At 59.8% G+C, this 17,585-nt stretch carries 20 protein-coding genes; 11 read left to right on the top strand and 9 right to left on the bottom strand.

Annotation, left to right across the window (positions count from 1 at the left end; all coding sequences use genetic code 11):
* Positions 1-137 precede the first annotated feature (137 nt).
* The 3 genes from K9F62_00305 to K9F62_00295 form a co-directional block, all read right to left on the bottom strand.
* Positions 138-2,573, bottom strand: a complete 2,436-nt coding sequence (locus tag K9F62_00305) for a DUF3536 domain-containing protein (GenBank protein ID UJX41183.1) — start codon at positions 2,571-2,573, stop codon at positions 138-140.
* Between the two features lie 240 nt (positions 2,574-2,813).
* Positions 2,814-3,347 carry a hypothetical protein gene (locus K9F62_00300; GenBank protein ID UJX41182.1) on the bottom strand — a complete coding sequence of 178 codons (534 nt, stop codon included), beginning with the start codon at positions 3,345-3,347 and terminating at the stop codon, positions 2,814-2,816.
* Positions 3,348-3,349: 2 nt separating this feature from the next.
* The gene (locus K9F62_00295; protein UJX41181.1) at positions 3,350-3,604 is read right to left on the bottom strand and encodes a hypothetical protein; all 255 of its coding nucleotides are present in this window, start codon (positions 3,602-3,604) and stop codon (positions 3,350-3,352) included.
* A 108-nt stretch (positions 3,605-3,712) separates the two neighbouring features.
* On the opposite strand from K9F62_00295, the gene K9F62_00290 reads away from it, so the two are divergent.
* The gene (locus K9F62_00290) at positions 3,713-4,000 is read left to right on the top strand and encodes an immunity protein (protein ID UJX41180.1); all 288 of its coding nucleotides are present in this window, start codon (positions 3,713-3,715) and stop codon (positions 3,998-4,000) included.
* A 69-nt stretch (positions 4,001-4,069) separates the two neighbouring features.
* Positions 4,070-4,261 carry a hypothetical protein gene (locus K9F62_00285; protein ID UJX41179.1) on the top strand — a complete coding sequence of 64 codons (192 nt, stop codon included), beginning with the start codon at positions 4,070-4,072 and terminating at the stop codon, positions 4,259-4,261.
* Positions 4,262-4,731: 470 nt separating this feature from the next.
* On the opposite strand, the gene K9F62_00280 is transcribed toward K9F62_00285, so the two are convergent.
* Positions 4,732-5,061: a type II toxin-antitoxin system YafQ family toxin gene (locus tag K9F62_00280; GenBank protein UJX41178.1), complete on the bottom strand. Its 330-nt coding sequence runs from the start codon at positions 5,059-5,061 to the stop codon at positions 4,732-4,734.
* The gene (locus K9F62_00275) at positions 5,033-5,311 is read right to left on the bottom strand and encodes a type II toxin-antitoxin system RelB/DinJ family antitoxin (protein UJX41177.1); all 279 of its coding nucleotides are present in this window, start codon (positions 5,309-5,311) and stop codon (positions 5,033-5,035) included. The genes K9F62_00280 and K9F62_00275 overlap by 29 nt, the downstream gene beginning before the upstream one ends.
* A 651-nt stretch (positions 5,312-5,962) precedes the next feature.
* Between K9F62_00275 and K9F62_00270 the strand changes: the two genes are divergently transcribed.
* Positions 5,963-6,208, top strand: a complete 246-nt coding sequence (locus tag K9F62_00270; GenBank protein UJX43086.1) for a helix-turn-helix domain-containing protein — start codon at positions 5,963-5,965, stop codon at positions 6,206-6,208.
* Here the strand turns inward: K9F62_00270 and K9F62_00265 are convergent.
* The 3 genes from K9F62_00265 to pcp form a co-directional block, all read right to left on the bottom strand.
* Positions 6,186-7,334: a site-specific integrase gene (locus K9F62_00265; GenBank protein ID UJX41176.1), complete on the bottom strand. Its 1,149-nt coding sequence runs from the start codon at positions 7,332-7,334 to the stop codon at positions 6,186-6,188. The two genes, K9F62_00270 and K9F62_00265, sit on opposite strands and share 23 nt — an antisense overlap.
* 360 nt (positions 7,335-7,694) lie before the next feature.
* Positions 7,695-8,066: a DUF423 domain-containing protein gene (locus tag K9F62_00260; GenBank protein UJX41175.1), complete on the bottom strand. Its 372-nt coding sequence runs from the start codon at positions 8,064-8,066 to the stop codon at positions 7,695-7,697.
* 131 nt (positions 8,067-8,197) lie between these two features.
* A complete protein-coding gene (pcp, locus tag K9F62_00255; protein UJX41174.1) occupies positions 8,198-8,866 on the bottom strand; it encodes a pyroglutamyl-peptidase I in 669 nt (222 codons plus the stop codon).
* A 570-nt stretch (positions 8,867-9,436) separates the two neighbouring features.
* Between pcp and cyoA the strand changes: the two genes are divergently transcribed.
* Genes cyoA through cyoE form a run of 5 tightly spaced genes read left to right on the top strand, consistent with a single transcriptional unit; the run spans position 9,437 to position 14,203 of the window.
* The gene (gene cyoA, locus K9F62_00250) at positions 9,437-10,363 is read left to right on the top strand and encodes a ubiquinol oxidase subunit II (protein ID UJX41173.1); all 927 of its coding nucleotides are present in this window, start codon (positions 9,437-9,439) and stop codon (positions 10,361-10,363) included.
* Positions 10,344-12,353 carry a cytochrome o ubiquinol oxidase subunit I gene (cyoB, locus tag K9F62_00245; protein UJX41172.1) on the top strand — a complete coding sequence of 670 codons (2,010 nt, stop codon included), beginning with the start codon at positions 10,344-10,346 and terminating at the stop codon, positions 12,351-12,353. Before cyoA ends, cyoB begins: the two co-directional genes overlap by 20 nt.
* Positions 12,354-12,390: 37 nt before the next feature.
* Positions 12,391-13,005 (top strand): cytochrome o ubiquinol oxidase subunit III, encoded by a 615-nt coding sequence (cyoC, locus tag K9F62_00240; protein ID UJX41171.1) that lies wholly within the window; start codon positions 12,391-12,393, stop codon positions 13,003-13,005.
* Positions 13,002-13,334, top strand: coding sequence for a cytochrome o ubiquinol oxidase subunit IV (gene cyoD, locus K9F62_00235; protein UJX41170.1), 333 nt, complete (start codon positions 13,002-13,004; stop codon positions 13,332-13,334). Before cyoC ends, cyoD begins: the two co-directional genes overlap by 4 nt.
* On the top strand, positions 13,301-14,203 hold the full coding sequence (cyoE, locus tag K9F62_00230; GenBank protein UJX41169.1) for a heme o synthase: 903 nt from the start codon (positions 13,301-13,303) through the stop codon (positions 14,201-14,203). Before cyoD ends, cyoE begins: the two co-directional genes overlap by 34 nt.
* Here cyoE and K9F62_00225 read toward each other — a convergent pair.
* Positions 14,190-14,819: a hypothetical protein gene (locus K9F62_00225; protein UJX41168.1), complete on the bottom strand. Its 630-nt coding sequence runs from the start codon at positions 14,817-14,819 to the stop codon at positions 14,190-14,192. The two genes, cyoE and K9F62_00225, sit on opposite strands and share 14 nt — an antisense overlap.
* 301 nt (positions 14,820-15,120) lie before the next feature.
* Here K9F62_00225 and K9F62_00220 point away from each other — a divergent pair, with 301 nt between their 5' ends.
* The 3 genes from K9F62_00220 to K9F62_00210 all read left to right on the top strand — a co-directional run bounded on the left by K9F62_00220 (position 15,121) and on the right by K9F62_00210 (position 17,557).
* Positions 15,121-15,393, top strand: a complete 273-nt coding sequence (locus K9F62_00220; GenBank protein UJX43085.1) for a DUF1778 domain-containing protein — start codon at positions 15,121-15,123, stop codon at positions 15,391-15,393.
* Positions 15,394-15,395: 2 nt separating this feature from the next.
* Positions 15,396-15,923, top strand: a complete 528-nt coding sequence (locus tag K9F62_00215) for a GNAT family N-acetyltransferase (protein ID UJX43084.1) — start codon at positions 15,396-15,398, stop codon at positions 15,921-15,923.
* Positions 15,924-16,423: 500 nt separating this feature from the next.
* Positions 16,424-17,557 carry a DUF362 domain-containing protein gene (locus tag K9F62_00210; protein ID UJX41167.1) on the top strand — a complete coding sequence of 378 codons (1,134 nt, stop codon included), beginning with the start codon at positions 16,424-16,426 and terminating at the stop codon, positions 17,555-17,557.
* The last annotated feature ends 28 nt before the right edge of the window (positions 17,558-17,585 follow it).

Genomic DNA, 17,585 nt, shown 5'->3' with positions numbered 1-17,585 from the left:
TTGACCTCCGTGTGGCCGCAACGAGCCGCGAGGGCGTCTGTCGGGAGTCATCGGACTTGAAGTGAAACATACAATCCTTGAAGCGTTGCTTCGTGTCGGCCCGTATGCGGCCAGGGAGCGCCAGTCGTGTTCGCTGGCTATGGCGAAGGCAGTTGGACGGAAAAATTTTCGGCCAGGAGCGTGGCGTCCCGGATCCACTCCTTGGCGTCGGCGTCTCCTTGACCGGCCTTGTCCTTGAACTCGGACCAGTGCGCATGGAGGATCTTGAAACACAGGGTCTGGGGCTTCCAGAGATTGACCTCGAACGGCATGGATCGGGCCAGCATCGCGGCATTGTTCAACTGTTGCATGCAGGAAAGCTCACTGGGGTTTTCTGCGAACCGTTGCGCCATGCCCTCGATGGTGTTTTTAAGCGACAAACCAAGCCCGGTCGCCTCCAGCGTAACGCCCGCCAACCGGGCTTCTTCCAGAAGAGGTCTCACGGTTTGCAGCTCTGGTTCTCCGCTCTCAAAGGCCTTGCCGAGCTTGGCATTCAGGCACATGTCCGCCGCCACGGACAGGACTTTGGGCGGCGGCGTGCCAGCCTCTTTCAAGAAGCGGATCAAAGGCGCGTGGTGTTCGTAGACCGCGTCATAGGTGGCCTGAGCCTCTTGCAGCGTCGGCTCCATGATCGTGCCCAGGATTTTGCGCCGCTCGTCAATGAACAGCGAGGTCAGGGCGTACGTGGAGGTTTGGAAATATTGATCCAGCACGTGGAGTGTTTTGGGAAGATCGGCGTTGGAAAAAGCTTCGGAAAGCTCCTTGACCAGGGTTTCGTATTTTTGGGGCTCCAGATATTCGCTAATGCCATAGGTGATGTTGTGATCGCCGAGATGCAAGACGCCAAACCAGAGGGTGATGAATTCGTAGGTGACTTCCGAAATGACCTTTGCCCGTCCGATCGCCAGTTTTGCCTTGCCGGCCTGGAAACGACGGTAGTTTTCCGTGGCCACGGAATAGGCATAGAGCGAATCGCGTTCTCCGTATTCCTTGAACAGAGAACTCATGGCAAAGTGCGCGCCGACGTTTATCAAATCGATCTTGGCGGGCTTGATGTACCGTTCATAGATGCCGCGCCCGTCCTTGAGTTCGGCGATATTGCTCTTGGCCTGTTCCAGGCGATCGAGAAACTCCGGCTCATAGGACAAGCTGAAAAGCTGCTCGGCCAGTTGCAGGACCCTGCCGGCGTATTGGATGATCTGCACGGTTTCGATCCCGGAGAGCTCATCGAAAAACCAGCCGCAACTCGTGTACATGAGCATGGCATGCCGTTGGAGTTCCATGAGCTTCAGGACTGCGATCTCCTCATCCTCGTGAAGCGGGTGGCTTGCATGGCGGCTGAGAAATCCGCCGACCCGGGCGGGCGATCGGTCCACGACAACGTCAATGTACGCGTTGCGGGCGGCCCATGGGTCGCTTAGCAACCCTTGGGCCAACTGTTCGAAAGCCGTGTTGACGCTGTCCCGGAGCCAGTCCAGGGCCTCACGCAAGGGAGCCCGCCAGGCTTGATTCCAGCCCGAGTGGCCGCCGCTGTTGCACCCGCAATCCGATTTCCAGCGCTCTATCCCATGGACGCAGCTCCAGGAGCTGTTCTCGATGATCTCCACCTCATGGGTCGGCGGGTGCTCCTCAAGGTACTGGCCATAATTCGTCAGCCGCGCCAGGCCGTTAAACTCGATGTAATCAAGCGCCCTGGTGAGGGCCATCTCGCCGCCGCGGTGGTGATGCCCATAGCTTTCGCCATCCGTCGCGATATGCACCAAACGGGGCTCGGCGTTATCTGCCGGGAAGCCGGACATGAGTCGGTTGGCGAAGTCTTCGCCATTGTTGAGAAGGCCTTCAAAGGCCACGGCCCGGGCAAGGGGGCCATCGTAAAAAAACAGGTTCATGGCCCTGCCCGAGGGCAACGATACTCGGTAGGGCATGCCCGGGTCGATTGTCCCTTCGCCAGACGGCTGCCATTCGCCCCCGGCAATGGCCCGAACCCGTTTTGCCTGCCTGGGAGCCAGTATGGCGAAGGCGATGCCAAGCTCGGCCATCATGTCCAGGGATTCGAGATCCACGGCGGTCTCGGGGAGCCACAGCCCTTCCGGCTTGCGCTTGAAGCGGTACTCGAAGTCCCTGATGCCCCAGAGAATCTGGGTGTACTTGTCGCGGCTGTTGGCCAGCGGCAGGATCATGTGGTTGTAGCCCTGGGCCAGGGCGGAACCGTGGCCCGAGTATTTCTCCAGGCTCAGCCTGTCGGCTTCCAGGATGGCCTGGTAGGCCTCGGCGGCGTTGTGCTCCATCCACAGGAGGACGGTTGGCCCGAAATTGAAGCTTATCCTGGCGTAATTGTTCACGAGACGGGCGATTCTGCCCTGCTGGTCCAGGGCTCTCGACACCGCATTGGCGGCGTAGCACTCGGCTGTAACGCGTTCATTCCAGTCGTGATAGGGGAAAGCGGAATCCTGGACCTCGATGATTTCCAGCCAGGGATTTTCTCTGGGAGGCTGGTAGAAGTGACCATGGATGCAAACACATCGGTCCGACATCACAACCTCCTGGGCAAGAATCTTCTAGAAGTGAGCCCCCCGCCCCTTATGGGGCACCGCCCGGGTTGCCGCCGGGCAGGCGCCGAGTCGTGTCCGGCGCCTCGTAAACCGTGCCGCGTTGTCCCCACGATTCGGGGTTTGTCTCATAGCTATCGTATCCGTTCCGTTATAACCAGCCATAAGAATAAATTTGTTCGTTTCCCTCCTGGACCCGATGGCCGGGTAAGAGCACTTCGCCCGTCAACGTAGACAACCAAGGGGTGCGAACGTCCCGGCTCGGAAACGGACCGTTGCAAGAGCCCCGGCCAAGGTGAGATTCGTATCGTCCCAGAAAATCCCCATGGGATATTGGGCCTCGTTTCCTGCCGCCTTGGCGAACAACCTGGGAACGATGGCCAGGGCAGTGTCGTCACCCAGTGCCCTGACAAAACCGAAAACCATCTCTGACCGGGGCCCTGCGAACTCCAAGGGGTGGTATTGTCCCTTCCGGAAGAGCTCGGCCTTGTCCCTGCGCGTCCCCAGGCCTTTCCATGTCAGGAAAAGTTTGATGCGGCCGTCCTCGGGTTTCTCCATAAGTTCGCGCAGCAGATTATTTCTGTCCGAGGCATAAGCTGCGCTGATATCAGCCAATATCTTCTGGCGCTGGGTGAAATCGACGGGCCTGCGGTTGTCGGGATCAACCATGGAAAAGTCCCAAAGCTCCGTACCCTGATAAAAATCCGGAAGGCCTGGAGCTGTGATCTTGAGCAGGGTTTGCGACAGGGAATTAACCATACCTAGCCGAGCGATACGTTTCCGGCCGGGGCCGCGCCCCCACCAGTCGCCAGCGAGGGATCAAATAAATCGATGGAATTTCCTTGGATAAGTTGACTTTTTACAAGGATAAACGTCTCCACACGCGGGTGGAGTTTCCCGCCATCTTCGACTTTTTTTCTGATATTCCGGTACTGTCTTCCGGTGTAGCCCAGAGCCCTGGCTGCAGCCTCGTGTGAACCCATACGACGAAGGAGCAAATCAAAGATATCTTTCATGGAGTTATCCTTGAGACGAATTTATAAGAATTTCCTTCTTTACACAACAGGAAATTTTCACTAGACACTGAAGGAATTTCCGCTAAAGTCAAAGGACCGGAGGCAACCATGGACGATTTCGCAACCTTACTGGAGCGGTCCTTTGTGGAACTCGTCGCCGAACGGGCTTACGCCCGAGGCTGGAGAAAAGGCGAGTTCGCCAAGATGGTCTGGCCGGATGCCCCCGCCAAGGCGGGGGCGGCAAAATGGTCGGCCATGCGCGGAAAGGCGACGAACACGGGCAAGCCACAAGGCGTACTGATATCCGATGCCCAGCGTATGGCGGAAATCCTCGGGGAGGACCTGACGTACCTTCTCGCCGTCGCCAAGGAAAACGCCAGACGCCAGGCCGCGTAACGTATCGCTTTGGCTGACAGTGACTGAGGCCGTGCGTCGTTGGCTTGCCCCCAACGCCGAGGTGAATGCGTGTCTCGATTGGACGTGCAGGAGTTTGAAGCGAAAGCGCAGAAACTGGTGAGTCAGGCGTTGTCGATGTGTGAACTGAAGGTCGCAAACGGCACAGAGCCACCGTCGCCTCGCGAGGCAGCGCTATGTGCGGCCGCGCTTTCGCTGAAGGAGACCCTCAATACGTTTGTCGCATTGCTGAAGGCAGGATGATTTGCCCCGGTAATGCCTGCCTGGTAGGGAGGTAATCGCTCCGCACTTTCGCTGGAATTTCTGGTGCCATTTCACAAAAATAGCAAGATATTCCGGTGAAAGTGCGGAAGGCAAAAGGGAATCCGGGCATAATCCCGCTTGCAGTTGATCGCTTTCGCCTTGTTTTGCCTGCGACGCACCGTCAACCAGAATCGGCAGGCGGGAGCCGTAGAATTATCAGAAAATTCCTGTGGGTAATGGTCAGCCCCGCATCTCCTAAAAATAAGCCTTGGGCATCCTCAAGATCAGCCGCCGGCAGTACGAAACCGTCCGTCCCAGGAAGAACGATGGGATGACTCGGCAGATGTCCGAGGAGCTCTTGGCCAACCTGCCGGATGGGTTTCTCGACCAACTCCACCTGGAAGCTGACGCGGAAAAGCTCCTCAGGACCGTCTGTGGCGAAGTCGATTGACCGGTCTCACGCCCTCTCATCATTCAAACAATTCGGCATGGGTGCCCGCGCGGACGAAAACAATCAGGCTGCTGGAGGATGCTTCCGCGAGTCGGTAGACAAGCAGAAAATCTCCGCCGACGTGACATTCACGATATCCCTCCCAATTGCCTACGAGTGGGTGATCGGACCATTCAGGTGCGAGCGGCCCGTCATTGGCAATCAGCAACAGCATGACTTCCTTGAGTCGCCGCATATCGTATCGGCCTGAACGCTCCAACCGCTTCCAATCTTTGAGGAAGGGCTTCGTATAATCGGCCGCCCTCGGCAGTGGAGCCCGTTTACTGCCGGCCGGCTTCTTCGATGGCATTGAACACTTCCTCAGCACTCTGGAAACGCGCGCGGCGAGTCTTAACAATGTCCTCAGCTTCGGCCATCGCAGCGCGGGTCGTGGCATTCGGTGCCTTCAACTCGAACGGCAGCTGTTTCTCGGCGGCGACCCGCACCAGCAGGACGCGGACGGCGTCGGAAATGGAAAGGCCCATCGTGGCAAGAGTTTCCGCCGCCTGAGCCTTGACGTTTTCATCCACGCGGACGTGGACCATCGATGTGGCAGCCATGGCGACCTCCTTTTTCTGAGATACAATGTAACTCATCACCACAGGCAAGGCAACCCGATCTGTCAACGGATCTTCGAGGTGCTCTTCACGCCGGCCATACGTGTTCTCGTCCTTGGCGGCTTAAGCCGCTATCTGAGTTATGATGGCGATGGGGTCAGTCGTGTCCAAGACTGCTCCCCCATCGAAGCCGATCCCATGGCCGTGTCCCTCGCGCTCTGGATGCGCTCTCTTATCCCTCCTGTTTCTTTTCGGCACCGTTCAGGCTGCCTTGCTGGAGACAGGAAAGACCTAGCCGAGCTGCATGCTGGCGTTTCTCCGGCAGTACAAGCAGGAAATTCCAGCTTTTCAACCAAGCAGAAGCTTGCCAAGGAATTTGGCCGAGACAGCTATTAAAAATATCTTTTATGATTAAAAACAATTATCCGTCAAAAGATATCTCGCTAGTTTGGCCGCAAGCTGGCTGTCTTGCTTCTCCTGCTTGAGCTCACCATTACACTCCGAGATATAGAGAAAAATTTTTCTTGTCATACAAAGGAATTTCCTTCATGTATTTCGCGTTGCCCACGGTTGCTAGCTGGCGACGGAGCCCCGGGCTGGCCAGCCAATGATGGAGGAAATATGCAGCTCACACAGGATGATATCGCTCAAGCTATGGATGCAGCTTTATCCAAATTGTTAGCGCCTGTCGCTGAAATAGAAGTTCTCAGACGAAAAGAATTCTTGACCGAAGAGGAGGCGGCAAAGCTTTTCTCCATGTCCGCCGCGACTCTCAAGACCAAGAGGTGTCGCGGCGGAGGACCAAGCTACATCAAGGATGGTGGGCGAGTTCTCTATTCCAGGAAGTCGTTGCAGGCATACCTGGAAGGCAAACGCGTCAAGACGAATGAGCAGCCATAGGGGGCTTGCCATTTTGGGCCATGACCTCCACGTGGCTGATGGCCTTGCGTTTGGTGTCGGGACACAGGTGAGAATAACGTTTTGTCATTTCCAGGCTGGAATGCCCGACAAGTTCTCCAATGGTGTACAGGGGAACTCCCTGAATCGCCAACCAACTGCAAAAGGTGTGTCGGAGGGTATGAAATACGACTTTCTGCCTGCGATCCGTCAGGCCGTCGTTGAATCCGAGGGTCTTGATCACCTTGGCAAACGTGTTGCTAGTGTCGGTCACACGCAACGGTTTGCCTTCTCTGGAGCAGAAAAGCAGCCCATCCGGAGTGGCGGGCATGACATCCTCGAATACCGGCGCGACGGCATCGGTCATGTGCGCCATGCGCGTGCCAGCCTTGGCGTCGCGCACGTGAACGACTCTGGATGGCAGATTGATGTCGCTGCCACGCAAGGACAAAATTTCCCCGATCCGCATGCCGGTATGCAAGCTGATCATGGCCATGCGCCACCAGGACGGGCTTCTGGTTTTCAGGGCGTCGAGCAGTCGTTCCGCCTCGTCCGGAGTCAGGTATCGGATGCGGGCGTTGTCGGCGCGGGGCATCTTGAGTCCGTCGGTCGGCACAGTGCCCGAGTAGAGATTCCAAGAGATGAGTTTTCGATAGATGCGGCGGATATCCCCCAGGATGAGGCGGGCGCTCGCCGGGGCCAACCCCTTGCCGAGCAGTTCCTGCTTGAAGGTTTCGAGAGCCAGCGGCGTAATCCGATCCAGGGGAGTGGAACTGAAGCGCGGGGCTATGTGGCAGGTATACCGACTCTCCTCGTCGCGGGGGTGGGCCAGATTGGGCAACCACTTCTCCTTGAAGATGGCCCAGGCGTCGCCCATGGTCATGGCGGATTTTTTCCTGCGCTCCGGCAACACACCAGTATGACGCTCGATTCGGATTCGCTCCCCCCGGATGTCGGAGGCCATTTGGGCGGTATAGCCCTCGCTGGCCCAACCGACCTTCTCCCAGACGAGACGCCCCGTGGAGTCGCGGTGGTTGATGTCAAAGCAGATATCGGGCTTGCCATTGTGACGACGGGTGTCGGAAACGCGCCGGTATACCCCGGTAAATTTGGTTTTTTCCCTGCTCATTTTTGCTAACCTATTGCTAACATGGTTGCGGCATTGGCTAACAAAATGCTAACTCGGAGCGCACCCGAGGTCAACCTGGGGCATCCGGTTATGCCCTGTAAATACGGTATATTCACCAAATTTCAACGCATCACAATTCATTGCAACCATATTAGCAACTTATTCGTAATCAGCAGGTCAGGAGTTTGAGTCTCCTCGCTGGCTCCAAATTTTAAGGGGTTAGGACTGATGGTCCTGGCCCCTTTTTCATTTTGCAGCGGGCCATGCCTGTTGGCATCGTTGGCGGACCCAATTTGTCCGCCATTTCAAATCCCACCCGTCATTCGATTATTCCCGGGCGGGCCGTACAAGCCTGCCAGCTCACCTCGCCCGCAACGCCCCCAAGGCGATCGACACCCATCCGATCATCCAGATGGCGCCGCCGATGGGTGTGACAATGCCGAGGAATGTGGTGCCCGTGAGGCTCAACTGGTAGATGCTCCCGGAAAACAGCACGGTTCCGAGGACAAAGCACCAGCCGCCGACGTTCATGCATGTGCCGCCCCACCTGGCGGAGGCGAGCCCCACGCCGAGCAGGGCCAGGGCGTGATACATCTGGTAGCGCACGCCGATCTCGAACACGGCCAACATGTCCGGGGCCAGCCGGTGCTTCAGGGCATGGGATCCAAGCGCCCCGGCGATCACGGATAAGCACGCCGAGAGCGCGCCCATGGCGAAAAACAGCCTGTCCACGACAATCCTCCGATAAGTATTGACGCATCCACGAAACGACAGGAACGCAGGTCTGCCCTACAGCGATCGGGCCGGCGCTGCGTCCAGCACCAGTTGGTCGCCCCCCCTGGGGGCACATCGGAAATCACTCTCTACAACTGCCACCGGGACAATACCGGCGCATCAACGTCCTTCTCGTGCTCCAGGGCAGCCTGAATGGACACCTTGAGCCCCCCGACCACCGTCTCCAGGGACATGCTGGGATTGCCAAGGAACTGGTCCATGGCGGCCACCTCGGGCAGGGATGGCAGGTGGACCCACCCGGCCCGGATTGGAAGCCCGTTTGCCGCGATGTGGTGCAGCACCCCGTACATCAGGTGGTTGCACATGAGCGTGCCTGGCGCGTCGGAGATGTCTGCCGGGAAACCGGCCCTGCGCATGGCCAGCACCATGGCCCGCAGGGGCAGCGTGGAAGAGTGGGCCGCGGGGCCGCCTGGAACCACCGGCTCACCCTGGAGCACCTTGCCCGCATTGTCCCTCAGGTTGTACCGGCTGGAATCGTTGAAGTTTTGCGCAATGCGTTCCACCGTGATCATGGAGCGTCCGCCGAACTCCCCCAGCATGAAAACGAGGCAGGGCTTCACCTCGGCTATGGCCTGGACCACGCTGTCGATGCAGGTGAACCAGTAGCTGGGCGCCTCCCGGCCCACGACGCGCGCGCCGGCGATGGTGATGCCGTCCAGAGCCTTGGCGGACAAGTTCGAGGGGTTGACCGGCGTGTTGCCATACGGACCAAAGCCCGTCACGAGCACTGTTTTCATGTCATGCCTCCCGGTGGAACAAGGACTGTCTTTGAGAACAACACGCCAAATTTAGCACGCTGTGCCGGATAGTGTACAGGCGCGGCACACTCGAGGAGGCTCTACGCGGGCATATGCGTGCCTGGTGGCATCGTTGGCGGCCCCGATTGATCCGCAATCCCATCCTGTCCCTTCGTCCCCCTCGTCCTTTCGTAGGTGCTGATTCTCTGGAATGGCTTTAATTTCATCCTGTTGACGGAGTTCATATGCGTTTCGTGTGGATCGCCTGTGCGTTGCGTCGAATGCAGCAAATTTTTCGGGATTTGAGCGTCGGGATGCCGGGATGCACCCAGGCTGACGGCCTTTCATGCAGGCGAAATGCGCCGGGAGAGGAGGGCTTGGAGCGCCCCGGGAGGTGATGGACTTCCCCGTATATGCGAACAGATACGCGGTCAGGGCACACGCGAAGTTGCAAATCATGGCGAGTCGCGATCCGGCGCCCGGGCGCCAAAGGCAAGGTGCGTTGACAACCTCTCGGCAAAAAAGTAAATAATGGATGGAGCCTGGATTTTTCAAGATATTGGGGGGCACATGAAAAAAAGTGTGGTCGTCGTGCTCATTGCCCTGATGTTGCTTGGCATCGTGGCGTCGCTTTCCGGTTGCAGCGAAATGGTCCTTCTCCATCCCAAGGGACCCATTGGCGATTCGGAGCGGCGGTTGATCATCGTGGCCTTTGTCCTGATGCTGCTGGTCGTCGTGCCGGTCATCGTCATGGCCATCTGGTTTCCGCTGAAGTACCGGGCCTCGAATCCGAAGGCGAAATACGATCCCACGTGGACCCACAGCGGCCGGATCGAAACCGTGGTCTGGCTCGTGCCCCTGGCCATCGTGCTGGTGCTCTCGGTGATCACCTGGCGCGAGACCCACCGCCTCGACCCGTACCGTCCCCTCGACGTCGGGGTCGCGCCGCTTCGCATCGACGTGGTGAGCCTCGATTGGAAGTGGCTTTTCATCTACCCCGACCAGGGGATTGCCGTGGTCAACGAACTGGTGTTCCCGGCCCGGGTGCCGCTCAGCTTTCGGCTCACCTCGGACACGGTCATGACGTCGTTTTTCATCCCCCAGCTCGGCAGCCAGATCTACGCCATGGGCGGCATGCAGACGCGGCTTCACCTCATGGCCGATACCGAGGGCGTGTACGCCGGGCAAAACCAGCAATTTAGCGGCCGCGGCTTCCCGACCATGACGTTTGCGGCCAAGGCCCTGTCGCAGCAAGCCTTCGAGGCCTGGGTACAAAAGGTCAAGGCTTCGCCGGACAAGCTCGATATCGCCCGGCTCGACGCCCTGCGTAAGCCCAGCGAGAAGGACCCCGTCCAGCTTTTCTCCTCGATCGCCCCGGGGCTTTTCGAATACGTGATGCACAAGACCGCGCCCATGGCCCCCCATTATGGAGATATCATGATGCACGCCCAGGGGCATGGCGGACACGGCCAGCCCGATGTCGCACAGGAGCGTTGACATGCTTGGAAAACTGACTCTCGCCGCGATCCCCTATCATGATCCCATCGTCATGGGGGCGGTCGTCGGTTCCGCGCTGCTTGGCCTGCTTATCCTCGGGCTCATCACCTACTTCCGGAAATGGCCGTACCTTTGGCGGGAGTGGCTCACCAGCGTCGATCACAAGCGAATCGGCGTGATGTACATCATCGTGGCCCTGATCATGCTGTTGCGGGGCTTTTCCGACGCCATCCTGATGCGCTCCCAGCAGGCCGTCGCCCTGGGCGCCTCCCAGGGGTTTCTGCCGCCCGACCACTTCAACCAGATTTTCAGCGCCCACGGCACGATCATGATTCTTTTCATGGCCATGCCGTTTCTGACCGGACTGATGAACATCGTGGTGCCGCAGCAGATCGGGGCCCGCGACGTGGCTTTTCCGTTCCTCAACGCGGTGAGCCTGTGGCTGACCGTGGCCGGGGCCCTGCTGGTCATGGTCTCGCTTGGGGTGGGGGAATTTTCCAAGGCCGGCTGGTCGGGCTACGCGCCCCTGACCGAACTGGCTTTCAGCCCGGGCACCGGCGTCGATTACTGGCTGTGGTCCATCCAGATCGCCGGCGTGGGCTCGGTTCTGACCGGCGTCAACTTCCTGGTGACCGTCCTTAAGATGCGCGCCCCGGGACTGAGGCTCATGCGCCTGCCGCTTTTCACCTGGACGTCGATTTTCACCAACGTGCTGCTCATCTTCTCCTTCCCGGTCCTGACCGTGGCCCTGGCCCTTGTCGCGCTTGACCGGTACCTGGGCATGCACTTTTTCTCCAACGGCTTCGGCGGCAACATGATGCTCTATACCAACCTCTTTTGGACTTGGGGCCATCCCGAGGTGTACATCGTCATCCTGCCGGCTTTCGGCGTTTTCTCCGAAGTCGTGGCCACCTTTTCGAGCAAGCGCATCTTCGGCTACACCTCGCTCGTCTATGCCACGGCCGCCATCATGTTCCTGTCGTTCGCCGTGTGGGTGCACCACTTCTTCACCATGGGCGCGAGCGTCAACGTCAATATCTTTTTCGGCATCTCCACCATGCTCATCGCCATCCCGACAGGGGTGAAGGTCTTCAACTGGCTTTTCACGATGTATCGCGGCCGGATCCGCCTGACCACGCCGCTGTACTGGACCATCGGCTTTTTGACGACTTTCGTGCTCGGCGGCCTCACCGGCGTCCTCATGTCCATTCCGCCGGCCGACTACGTGGTCCACAACAGTCTGTTTCTCATCGCCCACTTCCACAACATGCTGATCCCGGGCACGCTGTTCGGCTTTCTGGCCGGCTACGTCTACTGGTTCCCCAAGGCCTTCGGCTTCACCCTCGACGAGACCTGGGGCAAGCGCACCTTCTGGTGCTGGCTGATCGGCTTCTACCTGGCCTTCGTGCCGCTTTACATCCTGGGTTTCATGGGCATGCCCCGGCGCCTGCAACACTATGACAACCCGGCCTGGCAACCGCTGCTCATCATCGCGGCCGTCGGCACGCTGATCATTTTATGCGGCATCGGCTGCATGCTGATGCAACTCGTCGTGAGCCTGAAAAACCGGCAAGCCAACCGGGATGTGACGGGCGATCCCTGGGACGGCCGCACCCTGGAGTGGGCTACGTCCTCGCCGCCGGCCGTCTACAACTTCGCCACCATCCCCGTGGTGCACGACATCGACGCCTTCTGGGACATGAAGGAGAAGGGCATCGCCTATGCCCGGCCGGACCATTATGAAGACATCGAGATGCCGAAAAACACCGGATACGGGTTTATCATCGGCATTCTCGCCTTTCTGTTCGGCTTCGCCATGATCTGGCACATCTGGTGGCTGGCCCTGGCCGGCCTGCTTGGCATCGTGGTGGCCGTGATCGCCCGGGCCGGCGATGACGACATCCACTACGTCATCCCCGCCGCCGAGGTCGAACGCATCGAGGACCTGCGCCGCCAGGCCATGGCGGCCGCGTCGGCGAGCGCGTCATGACCATGCTTCATACCGGGATCTTTTACGAGGTGACACGATGACCACGGACACAGCGACCATGACCGGGCCGGTCGGACACGGCGCCGATCACGACGCCCCGGGCCTGCACGCCCTGGGCTTCTGGCTCTATCTCATGACCGACCTGATCGTGTTTTCGGCGCTTTTTGCCACGTACGTGGTGCTGGCTCCCAACACGGCCGGCGGTCCCTCGGCCAGGGAACTCTTCCACCTGCCCGAGGTCTTTGTCGAAACCATGCTGCTGCTGACGAGCAGCGTGGTTTTCGGCTACGCCTCGCTGGCCCTTGGGGCCGGGAAAAAAGGCCTGGGTCTGGCCGGATTGGTGCTGACCTTCCTGCTGGGACTGGGCTTTATCGTCATGGAACTGGGCGAATTTTCCCGGCTGATCCTGGCCGGGGCCGGACCGCAGCGCAGCGGGTTTCTTTCGGCCTTTTTCACGCTGGTCGGCACCCACGGCGCCCACGTGACCGTGGGGTTGCTGTGGCTGGCCGTCATGATGGGGCAGATCCTGACCAAGGGGCTCACCGTGCCCGTGCGCTCCCGCCTGGCCCGCCTGGGGATGTTCTGGCATTTCCTGGACATCATCTGGATCGGGCTTTTCACCGTCGTCTACCTGATGGGGGTCATGTCATGAGCCAGACGCACGCCTCCGGCGAAAGCGACGTCCGGGCCGGCAGCGGTTCCTTTCGGACCTACACCCTGGGCTTTGTCCTTTCCCTGGTGCTGACCGGCATTCCCTTTGCCCTGGTCATGACCGGCGCCTTGCCGCATGGGGCCACGCTGTTGTGCCTCTACGCCGCCGCCGTGATCCAGATCGTCGTCCACCTGCACTACTTCCTCCACCTGGACCGGTCCTCGGGCATGTACTGGAACATGCTGTCGCTGCTTTTCACCTTCTTCATCATGTTCCTTTTCATCGGCGGATCGTTATGGATCATGTACAGCCTGCACTCCCGTATGTAAGGCCGCACGGCCGGCTGCGGCGGTATGTGCTGGTTGCCAAGCCCTGGATCGTCGTCGCCAACCTGATCTCCGCGTTCGGCGGATTCGGTCTGGCCGCGAGGGGGCATATGGAGTCGGGATTGTTGCTGGCCGTCCTGGCCGGCGTGGCCCTGGTCGTGGCCTCGGCCTGCGTCGTCAATAACGTCATCGACCGGGAAATCGACCGCAGGATGGCCCGGACCTGGAACCGGGCCCTGGCTGTCGGGACCATGTCGGGCCGGGCCGCCATGGTGTACGCCGGGGTGCTTGGCGCGGCCGGGCTGGCCGTCTTGTGGGTCGGGACCAACGCTTTGGCCACGGGGCTTACGGTTCTGGGATTCGCCGTCTACGTCGGGGCCTACAGTCTGGCGCTCAAACGCATTTCGCCGTTAAGCACCCTGGTCGGGAGCCTTGCCGGCGCGACGCCGCCGCTTGCCGCCTACTGCGCCGTCAGCCAGCGTTTCGACCTCGGCGCGCTGCTCGTGCTGGCGCTTTTTTGTTCCTGGCAGATGCCGCACTCTTATGCCATCGCCATAAGCCGCTACGACGACTACCGCGCCGCCGGCATCCCCGTGCTGCCGGTCGCTTGCGACATCGCCACCACCAAGCGGCATATCGCCGGCCATATTCTGGTCTTCATGGTGGAGGCCCAACTGCTGACCGTATGCGGCTATGCCGGGATGCGGTTTTTCGCGCTGGCCACGGCGCTTTCCCTGATCTGGTTCGGTCTGGCCCGTTTCGGTGCGGGCGACGACAAGCGTCAGGCCCGGGCGGTCTACGTCTTTTCCATCCTGGTCATCGTGGCGGTCAGCCTCATGCTGGCCGTGGACGCCGCGCCTATCCCTGCCTGAAGCAGAACATCACCATCTCTTCGCCGGTTGCGTCCTTGTGGGACTTGAAAAGGGCCGCGGCCGTCTCCTGGGTCAGGTAGAGGGCCACATTGACGAAGTGGCAGTCGGTAAACGTCCCGTCGACGAAGTGGGCCGCCGTGTTGACCTTGTCGCCCTCGTTGACCACGATGACGTCGCACAGGGTGAAGCGGCAGCGTTCCAGGCGGCTTGTGCCCCGGAACAACAGGCCGCCCGGGCCCTCGATCTCGCAGTGGGTAAACGTCTTGCCCTCGTTGGGAACGAGGTAGGGGGAGTAAAATTCGCCAAGGCGGATTTTTTCGTTCTCGAAGCTGGCGCGCAACGTGTTTGCGCCGTTGGGCTCGTAGGTAATCAGCCGCAGGTGCCTGGCCTTTTGCACCGCCGCCACGGCCAGGACGACCACCAGGGCCACGCCGGAAAAAAGCAGCGACGTGAGGATGCCGACCACCACCCAGGCCCCGACGACATAGGGTCGCAGGTGGTTGGTCAGATAGGTGATGAGCACCAGGCAGATGATCGTGGCGATGACGAAGATGGTCGTCGAGTGCTTGATGAAAAACGAACTCAGCGCATTCCAGATGCCTTCGGTCTTGCTCATAACACCACCATTTTCCAGAGTTACCCGATTACATGGCACGGAGCCCGGGCCAAGTCAATCAACGCGGCTTCGGTCGGTCGGGTCGCGACGCCCCGGTGAACTTCCGACCGCTGGTTCACGTTGCGGCGGGTCGACACCGGACGGGAAGGGGAGCCCCTCGACATCGTGAACGTCTCCTTCTCGACGGATGCGCTGTCCATGAAATCGGGGCAGCTCCAGACGCTGCAACAAAGAATTGAGGTATTGACAAAGGAGAGGGGATATGTACGTTTTGAAAACGTACAACGGCAGGAGGAAAGGCATGCCGCAGATCCCTATCGAGGACAACAGCCGGATGTCGCTTCGTATCCCGACTGAGGAGAAAACCTTGCTTCTTCGGGCAGTTGCTCTCAGACATACAAATCTGACGGATTTTGTCGTCAGCAGCGCGGTGGAGGCTGCACGCGCGGTGATCGACCAAGCGGAAAGGCTTCGTCTCTCCGATCGGGACAGCCTGCGCGCCCTGGATCTTTTGGAAAATCCGCCCGCCCCCAATGCGAAGTTGCTGGCTGCGGCGCAGGCCATGCCGAAATGATCATGGACGTGCCGGCATGGCACGAAGAGGCGATCGCCAAAACCCATGATCGGGAAGCGTTCGATTGTGGCGATGCCGCGTTGAACGATTTTTTGCGCCGCCATGCGCGCAAGAGCCACCTCCAGGGTGGGGCCAAGACATTCCTCGCCATGGATGACGCGGATGGCCAGAGGATCCTCGGGTTTTACAGCGTCAGCCCAGCGTCTCTCGCTTTCGATCGTACTCCCAAGTTTGTCGCGCGCGGCCTGGCGCGCCATGAGGTGCCGGTTTTTCGACTGGCCCGGCTTGCCGTGGATCGATCCATGCAAGGTCGTGGCCTGGGTGGACAACTCCTGCTGGCCGCCGGACGCCGGTGCCTGCTGGCCGCCAGTCAGGCTGGCGGTGTGGCTCTGCTCATCGACGCCAAAAACGAACGTGTTGCGCAGTGGTATGCCGGATACGGCGCCATACCGCTCCTTGATGCCCCCTTGTCGCTCCTTCTTCCTTTCAAGACGATTCATGCGGCCCTTGCCGCGGCTGGAAAAATTTGATTTCGAGGCCTGCGTCCCACTGTCAGACCGCCCCTAACCCCCATTCCTTATTGGCCTCCTCCGGCATTGGCGGGTGGTGCCATGCGGCTTTCGCGCAAGTCTCTTGGCAACAGCATCCTGGTTGGATAATTCGGGAGAGACTTGTCGGATTAGGCAAGAAATTGAGAGGATCGTGCCTCCCCCCGGTCCTTTCCGGGGAGTATGCAATAAATCCCGACAGCCGATTTTACGGCCTCCGGCAACACCCCGACATAAGTGGAGCGCCATGCCACGAACGGTCACGACAGACAGAGACAGGCACGTTCGCCTGCTCACCCCGAAGCGCGGCGCGCCTGTCCGGTTTGACGGCAGGCCGCAGCGCTTCACGCGGTGGGTGGGGGCGCTTTGGAAGCGGCATCGCACAGCCGAGGCATCGGACCCAAAACGGTTGCATTTCTGAGCCTTGCTGGATGCCGCGTGGAAAAGCGGAGACCCGCGTAGGCGAACAAAGGTGAAAAGGCATGGACAAAGCAAAAGTGTATTTTACGGATTTCCGCACAAAGGCTTTCGGCGACGGTCTGCCTACCAAGCTGAAAAAGATGATCAAGAAGGCCGGGATCGGACAGATCGACATGAAGGGCCGGTTCGCGGCCATCAAATTGCACTTCGGCGAGTTGGGGAATATCAGTTACCTGCGCCCCAATTATGCCAGGGCCGTGGCCGACGTGGTCAAGGAGCTCGGCGGCAAGCCCTTCCTGACCGACTGCAACACCATGTATCCGGGCAGCCGGAAAAACGCCCTGGAGCATCTCCAGTGCGCCTGGGAAAACGGTTTCACGGCGCTGACGGTCGGTTGCCCGATTCTGATCGGCGACGGGCTCAAGGGCACGGACGATATCGCGGTGCCCGTGGCTGGCGGCGAATATGTGAAGGAAGCCAAGATCGGGCGCGCCATCATGGATGCGGACGTGTTCATCAGCCTGACCCATTTCAAGGGGCATGAGATGACCGGGTTCGGCGGCACCATCAAGAACATCGGCATGGGCTGCGGCTCGCGCGCGGGCAAGACCGAGCAACACAGCAACGGCAAGGCGCGCATCGACCCCGAAAAGTGCAAGGGTTGCCGCACCTGCCTGAAGGAGTGCGCCAACGACGCGCTCCACTTCGACCCGGAAACCAAGAAGACTGCCGTCAACCATGACAACTGCGTCGGATGCGGCCGCTGCCTTGGATCATGCAACTTCGACGCGATTTCCTTCGAACTCGAGACCGCCCTCGGGATGCTGAACCGCAAGATGGCCGAATACACCAAGGCCGTGGTGGATGGCCGTCCACAATTCCACATCTCGCTTATCGTGGATGTCTCCCCCAACTGCGACTGCCACGGCGAAAACGACGCGCCCATCCTGCCCAACATCGGCATGTTCGCCTCCTTCGACCCGTTGGCGCTGGATCAGGCCTGCGCGGACGCCTGCCTGCGAGCCACGCCGCTGCCGGGCAGCCAGCTTGCGGACAACATGGCCAAACCGGATTTTGTCGACCATCACGACCATTTCACCAACTCCCGACCCGAGTCCGAATGGCGTACCTGTCTGGAGCACGCCGAAAAAATCGGCCTGGGAACCCGGGAGTACGAACTGGTCGTGGTCAAATAGGGCTCCGCATGTTGCATCAACCCCAGGA

Source organism: Desulfovibrio sp. JY (genome assembly GCA_021730285.1).
Classification (GTDB): Bacteria; Desulfobacterota; Desulfovibrionia; order Desulfovibrionales; family Desulfovibrionaceae; genus Solidesulfovibrio.
The sequence above is the reverse complement of the archived record's forward strand: the minus strand, read 5'-3'. Positions and strand labels throughout refer to the sequence as shown.